This is a genomic window from Siphonobacter aquaeclarae (assembly GCF_900103285.1).
Taxonomy (GTDB): domain Bacteria; phylum Bacteroidota; class Bacteroidia; order Cytophagales; family Spirosomataceae; genus Siphonobacter; species Siphonobacter aquaeclarae.
The window spans coordinates 152,433-169,218 of sequence record NZ_FNGS01000002.1 but is presented as its reverse complement, the minus strand read 5'-3'; the positions used below and the strand labels follow the sequence as shown (position 1 = coordinate 169,218).

General features: G+C 53.7%; 20 protein-coding genes. 14 read left to right on the top strand and 6 right to left on the bottom strand.

Annotated features, from left to right (window positions below):
- Position 1: 1 nt before the first annotated feature.
- The 3 genes from BLR09_RS04155 to BLR09_RS25445 form a co-directional block, all read right to left on the bottom strand.
- A complete protein-coding gene (locus BLR09_RS04155; protein WP_093198206.1) occupies positions 2-424 on the bottom strand; it encodes an organic hydroperoxide resistance protein in 423 nt (140 codons plus the stop codon).
- Complete coding sequence (locus BLR09_RS04150; protein ID WP_093198203.1) at positions 421-852, bottom strand: MarR family winged helix-turn-helix transcriptional regulator; 432 nt, start codon at positions 850-852, stop codon at positions 421-423. The genes BLR09_RS04155 and BLR09_RS04150 overlap by 4 nt, the downstream gene beginning before the upstream one ends.
- A 68-nt stretch (positions 853-920) precedes the next feature.
- Positions 921-1,064: a hypothetical protein gene (locus BLR09_RS25445; protein ID WP_176785446.1), complete on the bottom strand. Its 144-nt coding sequence runs from the start codon at positions 1,062-1,064 to the stop codon at positions 921-923.
- Positions 1,065-1,251: 187 nt separating this feature from the next.
- Between BLR09_RS25445 and BLR09_RS04145 the strand changes: the two genes are divergently transcribed.
- Together BLR09_RS04145 and BLR09_RS25260 are read left to right on the top strand one after the other, a co-directional pair.
- Positions 1,252-2,562, top strand: a complete 1,311-nt coding sequence (locus tag BLR09_RS04145; protein ID WP_093198201.1) for a hypothetical protein — start codon at positions 1,252-1,254, stop codon at positions 2,560-2,562.
- A gap of 7 nt (positions 2,563-2,569) precedes the next feature.
- Positions 2,570-3,001, top strand: a complete 432-nt coding sequence (locus tag BLR09_RS25260; protein ID WP_143011015.1) for a hypothetical protein — start codon at positions 2,570-2,572, stop codon at positions 2,999-3,001.
- A gap of 104 nt (positions 3,002-3,105) precedes the next feature.
- Here the strand turns inward: BLR09_RS25260 and BLR09_RS04140 are convergent, their stop codons facing one another.
- A complete protein-coding gene (locus tag BLR09_RS04140; RefSeq protein WP_093198198.1) occupies positions 3,106-4,170 on the bottom strand; it encodes a helix-turn-helix transcriptional regulator in 1,065 nt (354 codons plus the stop codon).
- A gap of 321 nt (positions 4,171-4,491) precedes the next feature.
- On the opposite strand from BLR09_RS04140, the gene BLR09_RS04135 reads away from it, so the two are divergent.
- From BLR09_RS04135 to nhaA, 3 genes are all read left to right on the top strand, one after another.
- On the top strand, positions 4,492-5,235 hold the full coding sequence (locus BLR09_RS04135; protein ID WP_093198196.1) for a nucleotidyltransferase domain-containing protein: 744 nt from the start codon (positions 4,492-4,494) through the stop codon (positions 5,233-5,235).
- Positions 5,232-6,281, top strand: coding sequence for a DNA polymerase beta superfamily protein (locus BLR09_RS04130; RefSeq protein ID WP_093198193.1), 1,050 nt, complete (start codon positions 5,232-5,234; stop codon positions 6,279-6,281). Before BLR09_RS04135 ends, BLR09_RS04130 begins: the two co-directional genes overlap by 4 nt.
- Before the next feature lie 155 nt (positions 6,282-6,436).
- Positions 6,437-7,624, top strand: coding sequence for a Na+/H+ antiporter NhaA (gene nhaA / locus BLR09_RS04125; RefSeq protein WP_093198191.1), 1,188 nt, complete (start codon positions 6,437-6,439; stop codon positions 7,622-7,624).
- Positions 7,625-7,685: 61 nt separating this feature from the next.
- Here nhaA and idi read toward each other — a convergent pair whose 3' ends face one another.
- Positions 7,686-8,207, bottom strand: coding sequence for an isopentenyl-diphosphate Delta-isomerase (idi, locus tag BLR09_RS04120; RefSeq protein ID WP_093198188.1), 522 nt, complete (start codon positions 8,205-8,207; stop codon positions 7,686-7,688).
- Complete coding sequence (locus BLR09_RS04115) at positions 8,204-9,028, bottom strand: phytoene/squalene synthase family protein (protein ID WP_093198186.1); 825 nt, start codon at positions 9,026-9,028, stop codon at positions 8,204-8,206. The genes idi and BLR09_RS04115 overlap by 4 nt, the downstream gene beginning before the upstream one ends.
- Before the next feature lie 154 nt (positions 9,029-9,182).
- Here BLR09_RS04115 and BLR09_RS04110 point away from each other — a divergent pair, with 154 nt between their 5' ends.
- The 9 genes from BLR09_RS04110 to BLR09_RS04070 all read left to right on the top strand — a co-directional run bounded on the left by BLR09_RS04110 (position 9,183) and on the right by BLR09_RS04070 (position 16,784).
- Positions 9,183-10,025: a MerR family transcriptional regulator gene (locus BLR09_RS04110; protein WP_093198183.1), complete on the top strand. Its 843-nt coding sequence runs from the start codon at positions 9,183-9,185 to the stop codon at positions 10,023-10,025.
- A gap of 195 nt (positions 10,026-10,220) precedes the next feature.
- Complete coding sequence (locus BLR09_RS04105; RefSeq protein ID WP_093199623.1) at positions 10,221-10,805, top strand: RNA polymerase sigma factor; 585 nt, start codon at positions 10,221-10,223, stop codon at positions 10,803-10,805.
- Positions 10,775-11,917 carry a porin family protein gene (locus tag BLR09_RS04100; RefSeq protein ID WP_093198181.1) on the top strand — a complete coding sequence of 381 codons (1,143 nt, stop codon included), beginning with the start codon at positions 10,775-10,777 and terminating at the stop codon, positions 11,915-11,917. Before BLR09_RS04105 ends, BLR09_RS04100 begins: the two co-directional genes overlap by 31 nt.
- Before the next feature lie 97 nt (positions 11,918-12,014).
- Positions 12,015-12,446: a Rieske (2Fe-2S) protein gene (locus BLR09_RS04095; protein WP_093198178.1), complete on the top strand. Its 432-nt coding sequence runs from the start codon at positions 12,015-12,017 to the stop codon at positions 12,444-12,446.
- A gap of 6 nt (positions 12,447-12,452) precedes the next feature.
- Entirely contained in the window at positions 12,453-13,112 is a 660-nt protein-coding gene (locus BLR09_RS04090; RefSeq protein ID WP_093198175.1) for a hypothetical protein, read from the top strand.
- Between the two features lie 4 nt (positions 13,113-13,116).
- A complete protein-coding gene (locus BLR09_RS04085) occupies positions 13,117-13,656 on the top strand; it encodes a YceI family protein (protein WP_093198173.1) in 540 nt (179 codons plus the stop codon).
- A 108-nt stretch (positions 13,657-13,764) separates the two neighbouring features.
- Positions 13,765-14,598: a chromate resistance protein ChrB domain-containing protein gene (locus tag BLR09_RS04080; protein ID WP_093198170.1), complete on the top strand. Its 834-nt coding sequence runs from the start codon at positions 13,765-13,767 to the stop codon at positions 14,596-14,598.
- A gap of 96 nt (positions 14,599-14,694) precedes the next feature.
- The gene (locus BLR09_RS04075; protein WP_093199621.1) at positions 14,695-15,642 is read left to right on the top strand and encodes a DUF1259 domain-containing protein; all 948 of its coding nucleotides are present in this window, start codon (positions 14,695-14,697) and stop codon (positions 15,640-15,642) included.
- Between the two features lie 5 nt (positions 15,643-15,647).
- Positions 15,648-16,784, top strand: a complete 1,137-nt coding sequence (locus BLR09_RS04070; RefSeq protein ID WP_093198168.1) for a chromate transporter — start codon at positions 15,648-15,650, stop codon at positions 16,782-16,784.
- Positions 16,785-16,786: the final 2 nt, after the last annotated feature.

Here is a 16,786-nt window from a genome sequence, read left to right as displayed (position 1 = left end):
ATTAATGATTTGTGACGGTCAGTTTGACCTCGATATTGCCGCGGGTAGCGTTGGAGTAGGGGCATACCTGGTGGGCTTTGGCAACAAGCGCCTGCGCCGTTTCAGCGTCTACGCCGGGTACGTTGACTTCCAGCTCTACTGCCAGGCCGAAACCGCCTTCCGCGTTCGGACCGATGCCAACGTGCGCGGTGACGGTCGTTTCTCCTGTCTGCACTTTTTCCATGCGGATCACGCGGCTCAGCGCGCTGTCGAAACAGGCGGAGTAACCGGCCGCAAAGAGCATTTCGGGGTTGGCAAAGTCATCATTTGCACCGCCGAGGGCTTTCGGCATGCGTACCTGGAGGTCGAGAATGCCGTTGTCGGAACGAACGTGGCCGTTGCGGCCTCCTTTGGCCGTCGCTGCGGCCTGATATAAGACTGTCATGATCGGGAAGATTTAGCTAATAGTTTATCGACGATTTGTTTCAATTCGACCATTTCCTCAACGGTAAAGCCCATGGCGTCCATCAGCTTTGCCGGAATTTCCTCTGCCCGACTCCGCATGGCCTGACCGGCTTCGGTAAGTGAAATTTCAACGACGCGCTCGTCTTCCGCTTTTCGCTTGCGGGTAAGTAACCCCTTGGCTTCCAGTCGTTTGAGGAGGGGTGTCAGGGTGCCGCTATCAAGCAGAAGCTTCTCGCCGAGCTGGTTGACGGTCTGCGGCTGGCTTTCCCATAAAATCATCAGAACCAGGTATTGCGGATAGGTCAGGTCCAGTTCGTCCAGAAACGGGCGGTAATGCTGGATAACTTCCCGCGATAACGCGTACAGCGGAAAGCAAATCTGGTTCTTCAAAAGCAGGGGATTTTCCATAGCCGTTGTTTTTGATGGGACAAAGGTAAGGATGAAATTATATTGTACACAATTTAATTTGAAAAAATTTAAATGAAGATCGAAAATGCGGTGTATTGCCGGATGTCTTCGGGATGGATAGACTGTCCCTGCGTCGTCACGTTCCGCTTTCGCAGGCGATGAAGCAGGGTATAGTCCGGAAATCCGGCGCTTCGTTTTCGGTACTGAATCAAGGACACTTTAATTAAAAATAAGTATTTTGCCTAATAAAAAATGGTTATATAGTCTTATTATATTGTATTATAATGATAACCTTTACTTATACGTGCAATGGATAATTGTATCTTTCCGGGGAGGTAGGTTACATTTTGGTTTCCCGATTGATATTGGGCTGATTTCTAACCTCCAGTTTGAATACGTATGAAAAAAATTCCATTTTTTTCGCTGTTGACAGTCGCAATTGCCTTTTTTGCTCTTGTGCTTTCATGCACAAAAACAAGGGAAGATATTTCCCTTCCTTCAGCCGACAAGGCGGATAATTCCTATCGAACAGCGACGCCGGTAGATTCAATAAATTACGATAGTACAGGCTCGTTTGTATACAATCACATTAAAAAGCACTTATTGTATTATGACCCGTACGATTTAATGCCGGAAAAAGGAAGGGAAGAATTGAGGCACAAGGTAGATAGTGTTCAATCAGCCCCCGGTAAAGAAGTGGGATTTCATTGGGATGAAGCATCTAAAAGAAATATTATTTCAAAATTGACAGGCTCAATACTGAAAGACATAGAGAAAGAATTAAAGAAAAACATAACTGATGGATACGATAGAGAGCAAACCATTAAGTGGTTTGACTTACAGATCGTTTCTGTAAAAGCGAATAACAGACTAAAACTAAAAGACAAGCACATAGCAGTCAGGCATTTGACAATGATGAAATATGCCCTGAAAGCAGCTTATGAATCGTTGACTATTTCTGACAAATCAGGAAGGACAAACAGCACAAATGCATGCACTGTTCCGCTGCTTAACTGCATCGTGACGAATGCGTCTACTTATGCAGCGATTGGCGCTGTATTTGGCGCAGACGCGGGCGCCGTAGTCGGTGTTTTTATTGGATCGTTGCTGTCTATTTCCACATGCACCTGCGGATCATCCTGTACATTCCCGGCGGCGGTCAGTACTCCGGATGTTTGTTATGATCCTTATAATGGGATCAAATTTAAAGTGTCGGGATATGGGACTAACGCCCTTGGATTTCGAATAGAATTGTATAAAAGCGATAATTTGATTACTGCAAACCAAATAGCTTTCAAGCAAGTCAGCTCTGGAGATGAAGTTACTTTTTCCAATAGCGATTTAGTGGGCAATGACCTTGTATATGTATCTGTTTATACCAACTGCGGTGGCCAATGGCTTAATCAACCAAAAGTAGTTGCAATTCGAATCAGCCAGCTGGGTTGGCCTGATTTTACGATAGCTGGTCCGGCAAATCCATATATTACTTCATATGTGAGCTATAACATGGTAGGAAGAAATTTGTCAGATGTATCGTGGAGTCTTTACACGCGAAACCAGGCAAGTGGCATTATAAATAGCTCATATTTATATAATACGACAACCTGGATTCAGTGGAACCAATACCCGGGATGGGTTGTCGTAGCAGGGGAGGCACATACGTCATGCGGAGCATGTTATCGTCAAATGGATGTTTATACGCATAATTGAGACTTTGATGAAAAAAATAATTAAAATATTTCTGCTTTTCCTGGTGGTCTTTTCATGCAAAAAAAGAGAAGAATCAGATATCGTTCAAGGCCAATATCTCGCTGATTATTGGTCGAATAGTCACCCTTATTCGTCGTATCCAATCAACGGGTTGACAATATCGATGCAGGTATCGCTGGTCGACAATTCGAAGGCAAGTGTTACTATAGATGCGCCCAGAAATGATCAATATTCTCCGGGAATAGATAAAAAAGTATTTACTGTTCCTGTAAAAAATAGATCGTCCGGGGTATATGAGTTGGACCTAAATACAACAGCGCCTGACTCTACCGAAAGCTGGATGACAATTTATCCCAATGGAACAGCCGATTATGTTTTTACTCCTCCGAATTATCATAAAGGAAATGTCAACGTCAGAATGAAAAAAATTCATCAGTAAAAACAGGCCTCACAATGAGGCCTGTTTTTACTGGAAGCTTGCCCGGAAACAATTTCGAAAAGCACCGACAGCCATAAGGCCGCAAATGGCCTAAGGCAACTGAACTATTCGTCTTCTTCCGGATGGACGTCCTGCATTTTATCGGCAGGACGGCTGACCGGCTCGTACACAGCCACCGCTTCCTGTAGCCGCCGCTTGATCCGTTGCTGAAGCTGGGCAGGCGCAAAAACCTTGATATTTTCCCCGAACCCGAGTATCTCCCGTTCGAGTTCGAAGTTGAGGACTACATCGAGCCGGATCAGAATACCGGTTTGATCTTCGGAGAGTAGCTGCTGTGAGGTGTGGATGGGTTTGGTCAGCACATATGGCGCATGCCGGCGGTTGACCCAGAGCACTACTTTCTGCGGTCTGTCGGCTATACTTTTTGTTACCCCGATGGTGTCCGCAAAGTACTGATCGAACGGGATACCGGTGTAAGGGATAAAGTCCTTCGCGTTCATTTCCAGTATCTCGGTAATCCGGTCGAGCGCGAGCGCGAGCGGCTGCGGTCCTTTGCGGGGCTTTGCGAGGAGAAACCACCGGTTCCGGTATTCTTTCAGCAGGTAGGGATGGTAGATATCCTGTCTGGGTTCTTTTGCGCGGAAAGACTGGTAGCTGATCAACAACGGGATTTTTCGCCGGATCGCCTGGTACAGGGGCATGAGATGCTCCAGTCCTTTAAGTAATCCATTGCCTTCCAGCTGTATCGGGCTTTCGGAGGGATTGACGGACTGGCGCAGGGTATTTTCCAGGCGGGCGATGATATCGGAGAGGTCCGCAAAATGAGCTAATCCGTTCAGTTGCCGGAGAACAGATACTGCATCCGTCATCTTTTCGATATCCGCGTTGGTTACGGCTGCCTGGCTGATACTGTAGCCAGGTTCTTCATACACATAGTACTTCCGCTCCCGTACGGCAATAGGTGCGTTATAGCCCAGTTTGTCGCTCCGCATCAGCTGAATATCCGCCTGGATGGTTCGCTTGCTGACGCCATCCGAAATGCCCTCGTACTCATACAACGTTTCGCTCACCTTTTGGATAAGGTCCTCCAGCGTCCATTTCCGGCTCCTGTTTTGCAGGCACTGGTCGATGGTCCTGTAACGGATAAGCGCAAGTTTGTGAATAGCCATCGGATGTCTTTTCCAGTGAAAGTAACAAGGTCAAATGATTTGTCAAAAAAAACTGCGCAATTGATTTGCGTAATTCGACTGAATAATCCGTTTTAAATATATTTTTTTTGTTGTAATTATTTGATAAACAGTATAGTAGTAATTTTTTGTGCATTGATCCATAGCTGCGCAGTTACTCTGCGTTGTTGTGTCTGAATCTTTGCAAAGCCGGAGGGGATATTTCTGGAATGTGGTACTGAACTGCCACCTGCAAAGGCATTCCTCTTTGGCTTTTCAAACAGTAACTGACGGACGCGTCCGCGCCATCCGTCTTCCCGAAAAATGAGAACGGTTATAAAAAACCTGCTCAAAGAGAAAGAGCAGCACCACGGAGTGCGCATTCTCTACGCCTGCGAGTCAGGCAGCCGGGCCTGGGGATTTCCCTCGGCTGACAGCGACTACGACATTCGTTTTATCTACCTGCGTGAAAGAGAGGCGTACCTCTCGGTCGGCGAGGTCCCGGATCAGATCGGTGACCCGCCGGCCGGAGACCTCGACCTCTGCGGATGGGATCTCCGGAAAGCGCTCCGGCTGCTTCTCCGGTCGAACGTTACCCCGTTTGAATGGATACAATCGCCTGTTGTTTATGCTGCCGACGACGTGTTTGTCGAGGCTTTCCGCCGCCTGTTGCCGCATTATTTCAGTCCGCGCGCTCAGGCACGCCACTACCTCGGTATTGTGGTGACACAGTTCTGCGATATGAAAGGAGAGGCGATCCGGATTAAGAAACTGTGCTATGTGCTCCGGTCGCTCTTGTCGGCCGACTGGATTCTGAGCCGAAACGAGCATGCACCGATGGAAATGCATACGTTGATGGCGTTGTTGCCGGAAGATATTCGCGACGAGGTTTCTGCGCTTATTGCAGCCAAGGCATATGGAACCGAAAAAGACACAACGGTGCTTTCGGCAACCCTGAACGATTTCATCACCCGGCGTCTGGCCTGGGCAACAGAACGGGCCGCAACATGGCCTTCCGATTCCTTTTGCCACAAAGACCTCGACGCCTTTTTTCAGGCTTTTGTATGACAATCAAGGATTTACACGAAAAAGGGCTGGTGCTCTTCGACGCGATCAGCGGAAGCCGCGCCTACGGGCTGGCGACAGATACTTCTGATACGGACAAGAAGGGTGTGTTTTACCTTCCGAGAGACCATTTTTTCGGGATGGAATACATTCCCCAGGTCGGCAGCGACCGCAACGACATTGTGTACTACGAGGTCGGACGGTTTGCTGAACTCCTGAGCAAAAGCAACCCGGGGGCACTGGAGCTGCTCGCAACGCCGGAGAGCTGTGTGCTGTATCGCCACCCGCTGATGGAGTTGTTCCTGCCGGAGTTCGTCCTCTCGAAACAGGCACAAACGACCTTCAGCGGCTATGCGATGACCCAGATTAAGAAGGCGAACGGATTGAATAGAAAAATGCGGACTCCTGAGCCGGAGGAACGGAAGTCTCTCCTGGATTTTTGCTTTGTACCGGACAAGGCCCGTACCATACCGGTTCGGAACTGGCTCGCAGCCAGTGAATTGCGGGAGGAGCATTGCCGGCTGACCCGGTTGGATCATACCCGCGGGTTGTATGCAATTCATTATGACCCGGCAGACACTTTTGGCGGATTGACAGCCGGTGATCAGATCCGGTGCAGTTCCGTTCCGAAGGATTCTCCCGTGGTTGCCTATCTGTTTTGTCATCAGGACGGGTACGAAATGCATTGCCGCCGGCACAGGGAATACCGCGATTGGCTTGCCAACCGCAACGAGGAACGCTATCGGGTTAACGAACAGCATGCAAACGGTTACGATGCCAAAAACATGATGCATACCATACGCCTGCTGGAAGTGGCCCTGAGATTGTTTCAGACCGGCCGGTTGGAAATCGTTTCGGATAACCGCGTGGAATTGCTGTCCATCAAGCGCGGGGAGTGGTCGTACGACGACCTGCTTGCCCGGGCGGAACAATTGATCCGGGAAACAGACGCGGCTGCGGCCATCAGCGATTTGCCGGCGGAGCCGGACAGGCCCCGGATTGAAAAAGCGCTGGTAGGCATTCGCGATGTTCTGTACAGTGGTACGTAACGTTCGGGGCCGTTCTGTCGAGAGACGTGGCGGCCCCGATTGCCTGTTCCTGAAAATCCCTTTTCCAGGCGTATCTTTGTTCCTCATCCCGCGTATTGCTTTCTTCTTTCCGCGAAAACCGGCTGGTCCGGTACCCGTTCTGAAATCATCCACAAATGAAACAAGTCTCCTCCCGCCGTCCGCGTATCAATCTCCAGCCCTTCCGGGATTTTTTTGCTTCCGGTTCGGTTGGCGGTATCATCCTGTTGCTGAGTGTTGTGGTATCACTGGCTATCGCCAATTCCGCGGCCGGCGAACGGTTTGCGGCCTTTCTGGAAACGGAGGCAGGTATTCATACCGACGGTTTCCACCTGTCTTTTACCCTGCTCGAATGGGTGAACGACGGGCTGATGGCTGTCTTTTTTCTGCTTGTCGGCCTCGAAATCAAACGGGAACTGGTGGAAGGAGAGCTGTCGTCTCCGCAGCAGGCAAGCCTCCCGGTTTTTGCCGCCTTTGGTGGGGCGGTGCTGCCGGCGCTGATATATGCGCTGTTGAATAACGGCCAGCCGGCGGCGGCCGGATGGGGTATTCCGATGGCGACCGACATTGCCTTCGCAATCGGGATTCTCTCCCTGCTCGGCGATAAAGTACCGGCGTCACTGAAGATTTTTCTGGCAGCGCTGGCCATTGTAGACGACCTGATCGCTATTCTCGTTATCGCCGTTTTCTATTCCTCCGAAATCCATTTTACCTACCTGGCAACGGCGCTGGCTATTTTCGCGGCGCTGCTCGGGCTCAATAAGCTCGGCGTCCGTAACCTGGCTGCCTACCTGATACCAGGTGTGGTGATCTGGTACCTGGTTCACCATTCGGGGGTGCACGCGACCATCGCCGGAGTATTGACGGCGCTGGCTATTCCCACCAACGAAGGCGCGCAGGAATCTCCCCTCGAAAAACTGGAACATGCGCTGACAAAGCCCGTCAACTTCCTGATTATGCCTGTTTTTGCGCTGGTGAATACCAATATCCGCTTTGAACCGGGGATGACGCAGGGATTGACCGAACCGCTGGGGTTAGGCATTCTGCTTGGCTTGTTTCTGGGAAAGCCGCTGGGTATTCTGTTGACATCCAGACTGGTGGTAAAGCTGGGGTGGGGGACTATGCCTCGTAAGGCCCGGTGGGGTCACCTCCTGGGGCTGGGCTTATTGGGCGGTATCGGGTTTACGATGTCGATTTTTGTCGCGCTGCTCTCCTTCGCTGATCCTCATTACCAGCTCACCGCCAAATTCGCGATTCTGACCGCTTCGGTGGCTTCGGGGCTGGTGGGATATGGGGTGCTGAGGGGCATGGGGCATAGGGCATAGGGCATAGGGCCCAAGGGGGACGTGCCTTCGCCTATTGCCTACCGCCTAAAGCTTACAGCCTTTAACCCCCCTGCCCCATGCGCTTTACAAGCTCCGGAAACGCAATCCGAAACCATTCGCTGTACCGCGCGGGATTTTGCAGGAGGTCGGCTTCCACTTCGGCGACATCGCGGTAAGCCCAGTCGGCTACTTCTTCCGGGTTGACCTCCGGCGTGCCGGAAAACCGACCAATGAAGACGTGATCGTATTCATGTTCGGTAAGTCCCTGATCCAGTGGTACTTCGTAGACAAAGCTGAAAGAAGGAAATACGCGGCAGGTAATGCCCATTTCTTCGAACAGCCGCCGTTCGGCCGCGACCTGCGTGTCCTCGCCCGGCCGGGGATGACTGCAACAGGTATTCGACCAGAGTCCGCCCGAATGGTACTTCTCCAGCGCCCGGCGTTGCAGCAGGACCTGGTCGTGATCGTTGAAAAGAAAGACCGAGAACGCCCTGTGCAGGCGACCTTCGCGGTGCGCCTGCATTTTTTCCATTTGGCCGACGGGACGGTCGGCCGTATCTACCAAAATGACTTGTTCGTTCATGCTGTCGAGACCATCGTTCGCAGCATCAGGCCGAATTTCTGCGCGTTCGGAACGCGTATCCGTTCGGTCATGATCCGCTGCGGCGGGAGGCGGCGTATTTTGTCAAACAGTATCCGGTAATAACTGTATGCCAGAAAGACGCCTTTGCGTGCGCCCGCCGGCAGTTGCCGGATACCCGTCAGTGCCTCCCGGAAGTCGGCTTCGATCTCCGCTTCAATCGCGGCTTTGTCCTCCGCCGAAAACCGCTCCAAATTTACATGCGGAAAATAAACACGGCCCAATTCCTGGCTGTCTGCCCGCACATCCCTCAAAAAATTAACCTTCTGAAAGGCGGAACCGAGTTTCATCGCCGGATACCGGAGCGATTCATAAGCCTGGTTATCTCCGTCCGTGAAAACCCGGAGACACATGAGACCTACTACTTCCGCCGATCCAAGGATGTATTTTTCATACAGGCTCCGGGTGTAAAACTGCTGCTGCAGGTCCATCTCCATGCTATCCAGAAAGGTATCAATCAGCTCCCGGTCGATGGCATACCGGTGTACGACCGACTGAAAACTGTTCAGGACCGGATTCAGGCTGATACCATCGGCCAGGGCCTCGTTGGTTTGCTGACGGAATTGGTTCAGCAACCGCTCTTTGGGGTACTCGTGAAAGGAGTCAACGATTTCGTCCGCCAGCCGGACAAAGCCATACAGGGAGTAAACGGGATCCCTGAACGGCTTTGCCAGCAAGCGGATACCGAGGGAAAAGGACGTACTGTAGGTGCGGGTAATCATCCGGCTGCACCGGAGGCTGACGTGATCGAACAGTGCTTTCATCCGGGCAGAATTGGTTTCTGTTACTACAACTGAAAGGTATAGAGTTTGTTTAATTTTTTTCAAAAAAGATTAAACAAAATTATCGGAAGGTCTGCGTAAAACGAAATACCTTTCGAAGGAAAAGCCATCGATTTTGTACTATTTTGGGGCGACTATGGCGGCATATTATTCCATCCGTGACCTCGAGGAGCTTTCCGGTGTCAAGGCACACACCATCCGTATGTGGGAAAAACGGTACGGGGTAATTCACCCGGGCCGCACGGATACCAATATCCGGTTTTACGGAAACGACGAATTGAGGAAGTTGCTGAACGTCAGCCTGCTGGTGCGGAACGGATACCGTATCTCAGCCGTCAGTACCATGTCGGAGAAAGAGCTGACGGGGGCCGTGACCGGCCTGGCGCCTACCGGCGACGAAGCCTGGGAAAACCTCCTCCTGAGCCTGATTGAGCTGGATGAGTCCCGCTTCCGGCGGACCTTCACCGGCCTGACGCAGGAGCTGGGGTTTGAACAGGCTGTTTTTCAGGTAATCTTTCCGTTTTTTGACCGCGTCGGCCTGATGTGGCAGCTCGGAACGATTAACCCCGCACAGGAGCATTTCTTTTCGAATCTCGTTCGCAACCGGCTGATTACCTGGACAGAAGAACTGCCTTTGCCGGAGGACGGACCCGAAGTACTCCTGTTTCTTCCGGAGCACGAATGGCACGAACTGGGCCTGCTTTTTTACGCCGGCGCACTTCGCCGCCGCGGGTACCGGACTACCTACCTCGGCCAGGCCGTTCCGATTGAAAGCCTCGCGCGCGTACTGGCTGCCCGCTCACCTGTCATGCTGGTGACGGGCGCTACGACCGGTTTCCCGGAGTTTCCATCCTGGGCAGCCGATATCTGCCGGTTTGGAATACCGGTGTATTTTACGGGACCGGTACCCGGCGCGTATGATCTGCCAGATAATGGGTTGAAAATCAGCGATTTAATTGCCTTGCTGAAGCTGAAATAAACGTCCCCGTACCCGCTTCCTGTTTTTTGCCTTTTTCCGGATACCTGACTTTACTTTCCGCGTATCTCCGGTCAAACACACTGAAACGGTTTGATTACCCAAAGGCCGGCGCCGGCCGGACGGATTTTTTTTTCCGTTCCGGGCAGCGCCGGCCGCTTTCTTTCCGTATTGCCTCACAGGTCACCCCAAAACTTCGTGTTCCGGAAATATAAATCACTTCCCGATCTGCTCGAGGGCTGCCGGCTCGGTCAGAACCGGGCGCAACGGCAACTGTACGAAACCTGGTACAGTTTCGGTCTGAGCATCTGCCTGCGGTATGCGTCCGGTCGTCAGGAAGCGGAGGAAATGCTGGACGACGGCTTTCTGAAGGTGCTTGACAAAATCAGCTATTACGATGAAAGCAAGCCCTTCGAAGCCTGGTTCCGGACCATTGTGACACATGCGGCAATTGACTACTACCGGAAAAACCAGGCGGCATGGCGTCAAGTGGATCTCGACGAAGCGCATGACATCGGCACGAGTGACCCGATGCTGGAAAAAATGACCGCGGAGGAAATACTGGCGCTCGTGCAACGCCTCCCGGCGATGTACCGCACTGTCTTTTCGCTCTATGTTGTGGATGGATATTCGCATGCGGAGATAGCAGAACTTCTTCAGATTCAGGAAAGTACCTCCCGTTCGAACCTGGTTAAAGCACGCCTGAAACTCCAGCAGCTGCTGGTTTCTCACCCCGAAAAACAACCTGCCCTATGTCAGAAGACCGATACGACCGCTTCCTGAAAAAGAAACTGGAGTCGGTCCGGCCCGAATACCCTTCCGGAGCCTGGGAGCGGTTCAGGAAGCGGCTCCCGGCGCCAGCGCCCCGCTGGCCCGCGTTTGTTTCCCTCTGTTCACTAGCTGCCTGCCTATGGATGTTATTTACCCTTTCTCAGCAACAAGAATTGATTCGTTCGTTGTCCGAACAGCTGAAAAGCAGGCCGGTCGTCGCGACGTCCCGGAAAGACACCGTAGTCGTGGTGCGGGAAATAGTCCGGGAAATAGTCCGGCGGGAAATACCCGGATTGGATACCCGCACAATGGCTCGCGGCAATTTTCCGGTACCCGTTTCCGGACCGGCAACCGACCGGCCGGAAATACCTTACTCCGCGATCCAGCCGGATATACCGTCGGACGCAAACACGGCCGGGGTACCTGCCGCCCTGCCCGCCGATACGCTCGCTCTGAAAGCGCCCCGCCACGAACCGGTACTTCCTCCGGTGAAGACCGGCAGCCGGTTCCGGTTGTCGTCCCTTCAGCCGACGCTCGGTCTTGATTTACAGGCAACAGGAAGCAGCCTGGCGGTAGGGCCGTCGGTATCGCTTCAGACCAATAGCCGGGTCGGGCTGTCGCTCGGCGTACAGATCGAGCGGTTTTTTCCGGACCGGTACCGCGACGCGGGTATGTTCAACGCCGCGACCGGCCAGGATTTTCTGGAGAATTACCGGGATCATCTTCCGGATAAGTATGACCGGCTGGAAGAGTTATCGGTCCGCACAACGCTCGTAAACCTGCCGGTGATGCTGCACTACACGGTACCCGTTTCTCCCCGCTGGTCGATCCTCCTGCAAACCGGTACCCGGCTGAACCTGGCGGCGTTCCGGCAGGTCGGTTTTGAGACGCACCAGGGCGGAGAGGAAACCTATCATTTTTTTGAGACGAACATACCTGTATATGCCTTCCGGAACCTGCGTTTCGGCGCCGGGGTACACTACCACAAGGGCCGTTTCTCTTTTCAGGCGATGCCGTTTTACGAGTATGCGTTCCGGAGCGTTTCGGGGGTAGCCCGCACTGCCGCGTTTGGGGTACGGACGGCTGTTGGACTCGATCTTTTTCCAGGAAAGGCGTTCCGTTAATTTATACCAATATCAAACTGTCATTTCGGACCGAATGAAGGCAGCGAACAGGAAAGAAACTCCGTAATCCCGGTTAAAACCCTCATTTCTTTCCATCATGCCAGTATCCAATGATTCCATCAGCCGGTTCGAATTTCTGAAACAACTGGGCTTCCAGGGAGCCGCCTTAATCGCGGCGACATGTCTTGGGCAGGGGCTTGCGTCCTGCCAGAAAAATTCGGTTACGCCCGCCCCGCTTTCCGGACCGGTGACGGTCGACCTCACCGCCAACACCGCCCTGCAAAAAACCGGCGGGTACATTGTCACGAACAACATTGTCGTCGCCAATACCTCAAAAGGGTTTGTGGCGGTCACGGTCGTTTGCAGCCACGAAGGCCAGAAGCAGGTACGGTTGCAGAACGATGAATTTTACTGCACGGCGCACGGCGCGCGGTATGGCCTGGATGGCAAGGGGCTCAACGCCAACGGCAGCCGGGGATTGACTGTTTATTCCGTGGCGCAATCCGGCAACATCCTGACCATCTCCTGAAACACCATGAAATACATCTTTCTGCTGGCGGCAGCCTGTCTGCTGCCGTTCTGTGGCATTGCCCAGACCGAACCGGGGCGAGCGCAGCCTGACTCTTCCGGAGACGACCTGCTGAAAACGCTGGTTGATACTGCATCCCGTCCCGCCCTGTTGCCCCCGAAAATGATCGTTACGCAGCGCCTGCTCTGGGGAAGCAAGGGCTTCATGCGTACCACTGGTATGGCGCCGCTGACACCGGAAGGCCGGGCGCATGAACTCAAAATCCGGCGGTCGATGCTGGTTTCGCATCAGGTAGCCGGATTTGTAACCCTGGCCGGCTTTATCGCTCAGGGGATAGTAGGCGCAAAGCTGTATAATGCGACCGGCAGCGAGTATAGTCGCCTCAAATCGACGCATGAAACAATCGGTACCGCGGTGAATATCACCTATACAACAACCGCGCTATTGTCCCTCTTCGCGCCGCCGCGGATGGTCAGCGAGCGCAGGGGCTTCAGTTCCATCAAGCTGCATAAGTACCTGGCGGTGGTACACATTGCGGGTATGATTGCGACGAATGTCCTGGCCTCTTCCCTTGAAGGGCATCCGGAGTTGAAACCCTACCACCGGGCGGCGGCGTATACAACATTCGGCGCGTTCGCTGCGTCCGTCATTGCCATTAAATTCTGATCCGATGAAATTACTTCTTTTGTGGCTGGCCGGACTGGTAAGCCTGTTGCCTTCGGCCGGCCGGAAGCTGGTTGCGGACCCGGCCGCATCCGTCATCCGGTATAAAATGCACCACCCCATGCACGATTGGGAGGGAATCAGCCACCAGGTGCAGAGCGTGGCGGTTTACAACGACGAAACCGACCGGTTCGACGCTGCGGCAGTGTCTGTCAACGTTGCTTCCTTCGATACCAAAAATGCCAACCGGGATTCCCATACCATTGAAGTGCTTGAGGGCATTAAATATCCCCGCGTTACCTTCAGCAGTTCCCGGATTACGCAGACGGGCTCCCGGCTGGCCATTTCCGGTAACCTGACCTTTCATGGCGTGACGAAACCCGTTACCATCGAAGGAACCCGGACCGACGATGGTAACCGCGTCGTCGTTTCCGGCGGGTTTCCCGTCAAAATGAGCGACTACGGCGTCGAAAGGCCTTCGCTGATGATGGTACCGACGGACGAGTCGTTCGAGATTCAGTTTTCGCTGGTATTTTCCCGCAGGTAATGCCGGAAGTGATCGGGTATTTTCCGTACCCGGTCGCTTCCCCGAAACCAACTGCTCGCAGAAGCCGTGAAAAGCACGTTACTTTGTTCTGCTACCGAATAGGCAGACATGAACTGGATCACACGCGAGCGCCCCAAGATTGACCGGATAGCCTGTCCCTGGCTGATCCGGCGATTCATCGACCCGGAGGCGACGTTCTTTTTTGTACCGGCGGATGACGTACTGACCCGCGCCGAAGCGCTGCATGCGACGCCCTTTGACGTTACCGGCGCCGAGTTTACGCACTACGAAGACCGTTGTACCTTTGATTATTTCCTGGAAAAGTACCAGCTGACCGACCCGGCGCTGCGGGATATGGCGCCGATTATCCGCGGCGCCGATACCGATAACCATGCCCTCGCCGCGCAGGCTGCCGGCCTTTGGGCTATTTCGGCCGGGCTGGCCTTCAATACGCCTGATGATCAAGAGATTATCGAAAAAGGGTTCATGCTGTACGATTCGCTTTATACCTGGGCGAAGTACCTCCAAAAACAGCCGCATACCGCTCAAACGGAGGAAAAACGGTTGCTCGACGTATTCCATTCTTACCTCGAACGGAAAAAGCAGGAAAAGCAGCCCGACTGGGTACCACAGCTGAAAGGCCTTATTCAGGACCAGATCGATACCCAGTTCAGCCTCCGGGAGCTGGCGGAAGGTTTGCGTATGCACCCGTCGTATGTTTCGCGGGAGTTTTCCCGGTATTTTGACGACCTTTCGTTCGGGGAATACATCCGGAAACTGCGTATCGAAAAGGCGCTGGATCTGCTGGAACACTCCGCGCATTCTCTCGCCGAAATCGCGTACCTCACGGGATTCTCCGATCAGAGTCATTTTTCCCGCGTGTTCAAAGCCCATACCGGAAAGAGTCCGTCTGATTTCCGGAAAAATCTATCCCCGAAGTAATCCTCCGGCAAAAGGTCATTTTCGTGCAAGATATATTCTGATGTCGAGACGTACCATTGTACCGGAACGGCGGCGCTAATGCCGTCGACCGACGCGATGAATCCTCTCTTTTCCAGACGAAAATGGCTGGGCCTCAGTGCCATGGTCGGCCTGTATCCATATGTTGCGGGCGCTGAATCTGCCGATACACCGGCCCTGACTCCCGAAGAAATCAGGGCGGTAGAAGAGCGGCTCGGGAAGAAAGGAACCTATTCCGACAAGCAGGCGACACTGTCCATTTCCCTGCCGCGGAACGACCTTTCTGTCTCAATAGCCGGTGAGCCAACGCCGATAACCTTCGGATTCAGCGGCTGGGTGGCCATCAAACGAACGATAGACGGCCGCTCGGCCGTCCTCATGGGCGATACCGTTCTCCTTGAAACAGAGGTAAATCCGCTTATTTCGGCAGTACAGCGGGCCGGGCTTGAAGTCGGCGCGATCCACAATCATTTTTTCTACGAAAACCCCCGCATCGTGTTCATGCACGTGCACGGCATGGGTACGCCGGAAGAACTGGCCGGGAAATTTGCGGAAGCCATTCGCGGAACGGCACTGACGCCTGCCGCCCAGCCCCCGGCAAAAACGGGAAAACCGGCCGGCGAAGCCTTCGATCTGCCTGCGCTGGATGCGCTGGTCGGAAGCAAAGCCGCCGTCAATGGCATGACCTGCAAGTACACCATCGGCCGTGAAGACCTGCGTGTCGTCGCGATGGGCGCTGAAATGACGCCCGCCATCGGACTGAATTCCTGGGCATCACTGGCCGGGGATATGGCTGCCGCCCGTATCGCCGGAGACATTGCGATGCTGGAGGGAGAAGTCAACGAAGTGATCCGTACCCTGCGCACCAATGGCCTTGAGGTAGTGGCCCTGCACCATCACATGCTGGGCGACGACCCCCGGATGGTCTTTCTTCATTATTACGGCAAAGGAGAAGCACGAAAACTGGTCTCCGGTTTCCGGGCTGCCCTTGACGTCCTCGGTAAAAAACACCCTCACGGCCACTGAAAGCGATGGAGCCGACCTATAAACTAAAGGATCTCCTCCTGTATTTTCTGCGACTCGGGACCTGGGGTTTTGGCGGGCCTGTCGCCCTCGTGGGCTACATGCACCGGGATCTGGTGGAGAGAAAACGCTGGTTCGACGAAGATCAGTACCGGGAAGGACTGACCCTGGCGCAGTTGGCTCCTGGTCCGCTCGCGGCGCAGCTGGGCATTTACTTCGGCTACGTACACTTCGGGGCGTTGGGAGCGGGGTTATGCGGACTGGCGTTTGTACTGCCATCGTTTCTGATGGTGCTCGCACTAGGGCGGGCCTACCTGGCCTTTGGCGGATTGCCCTGGATGCAATCGGTTTTCTACGGCGTCGGGTCAGCCGTGATCGGTATCATCGTGCTGAGCTGTTACCGGCTGACGCGGAAAACCGTCGGTACTTCCCTCCGCGAAGATCCCCTGCGCTGGGTACTGTTCGGGGGATCGGCAGCCGTGACGGTCTGGCGCGAGCGGGAGGAAATGCTGCTTTTTCTGGCGGCCGGTCTGGTCTATATGCTGGTTCGTACCCGCCCGGTAAAAGGCATGGCGCTGACGCTGTGGCTTGGGTTTCTGCCGGCACTTCAACCGGACGGACGACTCTGGCAGATCGGCTGGTTTTTCACGAAAGCAGGCGCTTTTGTTTTCGGGAGCGGTCTGGCCATTATTCCGTTTCTCCAGACGGGCGTTGTGCACGAAATGGGCTGGCTTACCCAGCAGCAGTTTCTCGATGCGGTGGCCGTCGCGATGATTACCCCGGGGCCGGTGGTGATCACGGTCGGGTTTATCGGATACCTGGTGGAAGGTACTCCCGGCGCGGTAGTCGCTGCATTGGGGGTGTTTCTTCCCTGCTATGTTTTTACGGTGCTCCCTGCTCCGTATTTCCGGAAGATTTCGGGTAACAGGTATATCCGGGCGTTTGTCGACGGGCTGACGGCCGCGGTGGTCGGCGCCCTGGCCGGTTCGGTCATCGTCATTGCCCTCCGGACTTTTACCGATGCGCTGTCGCCCTTTTTTGCCCTCGCCACACTGATTTGCCTCATTCGTTTCAAAAAGATACCTGAACCCGTTCTTATCCTCGCCGCGGGAGTCCTCGGATATACCGTACGCTTTTTCTTCTGATC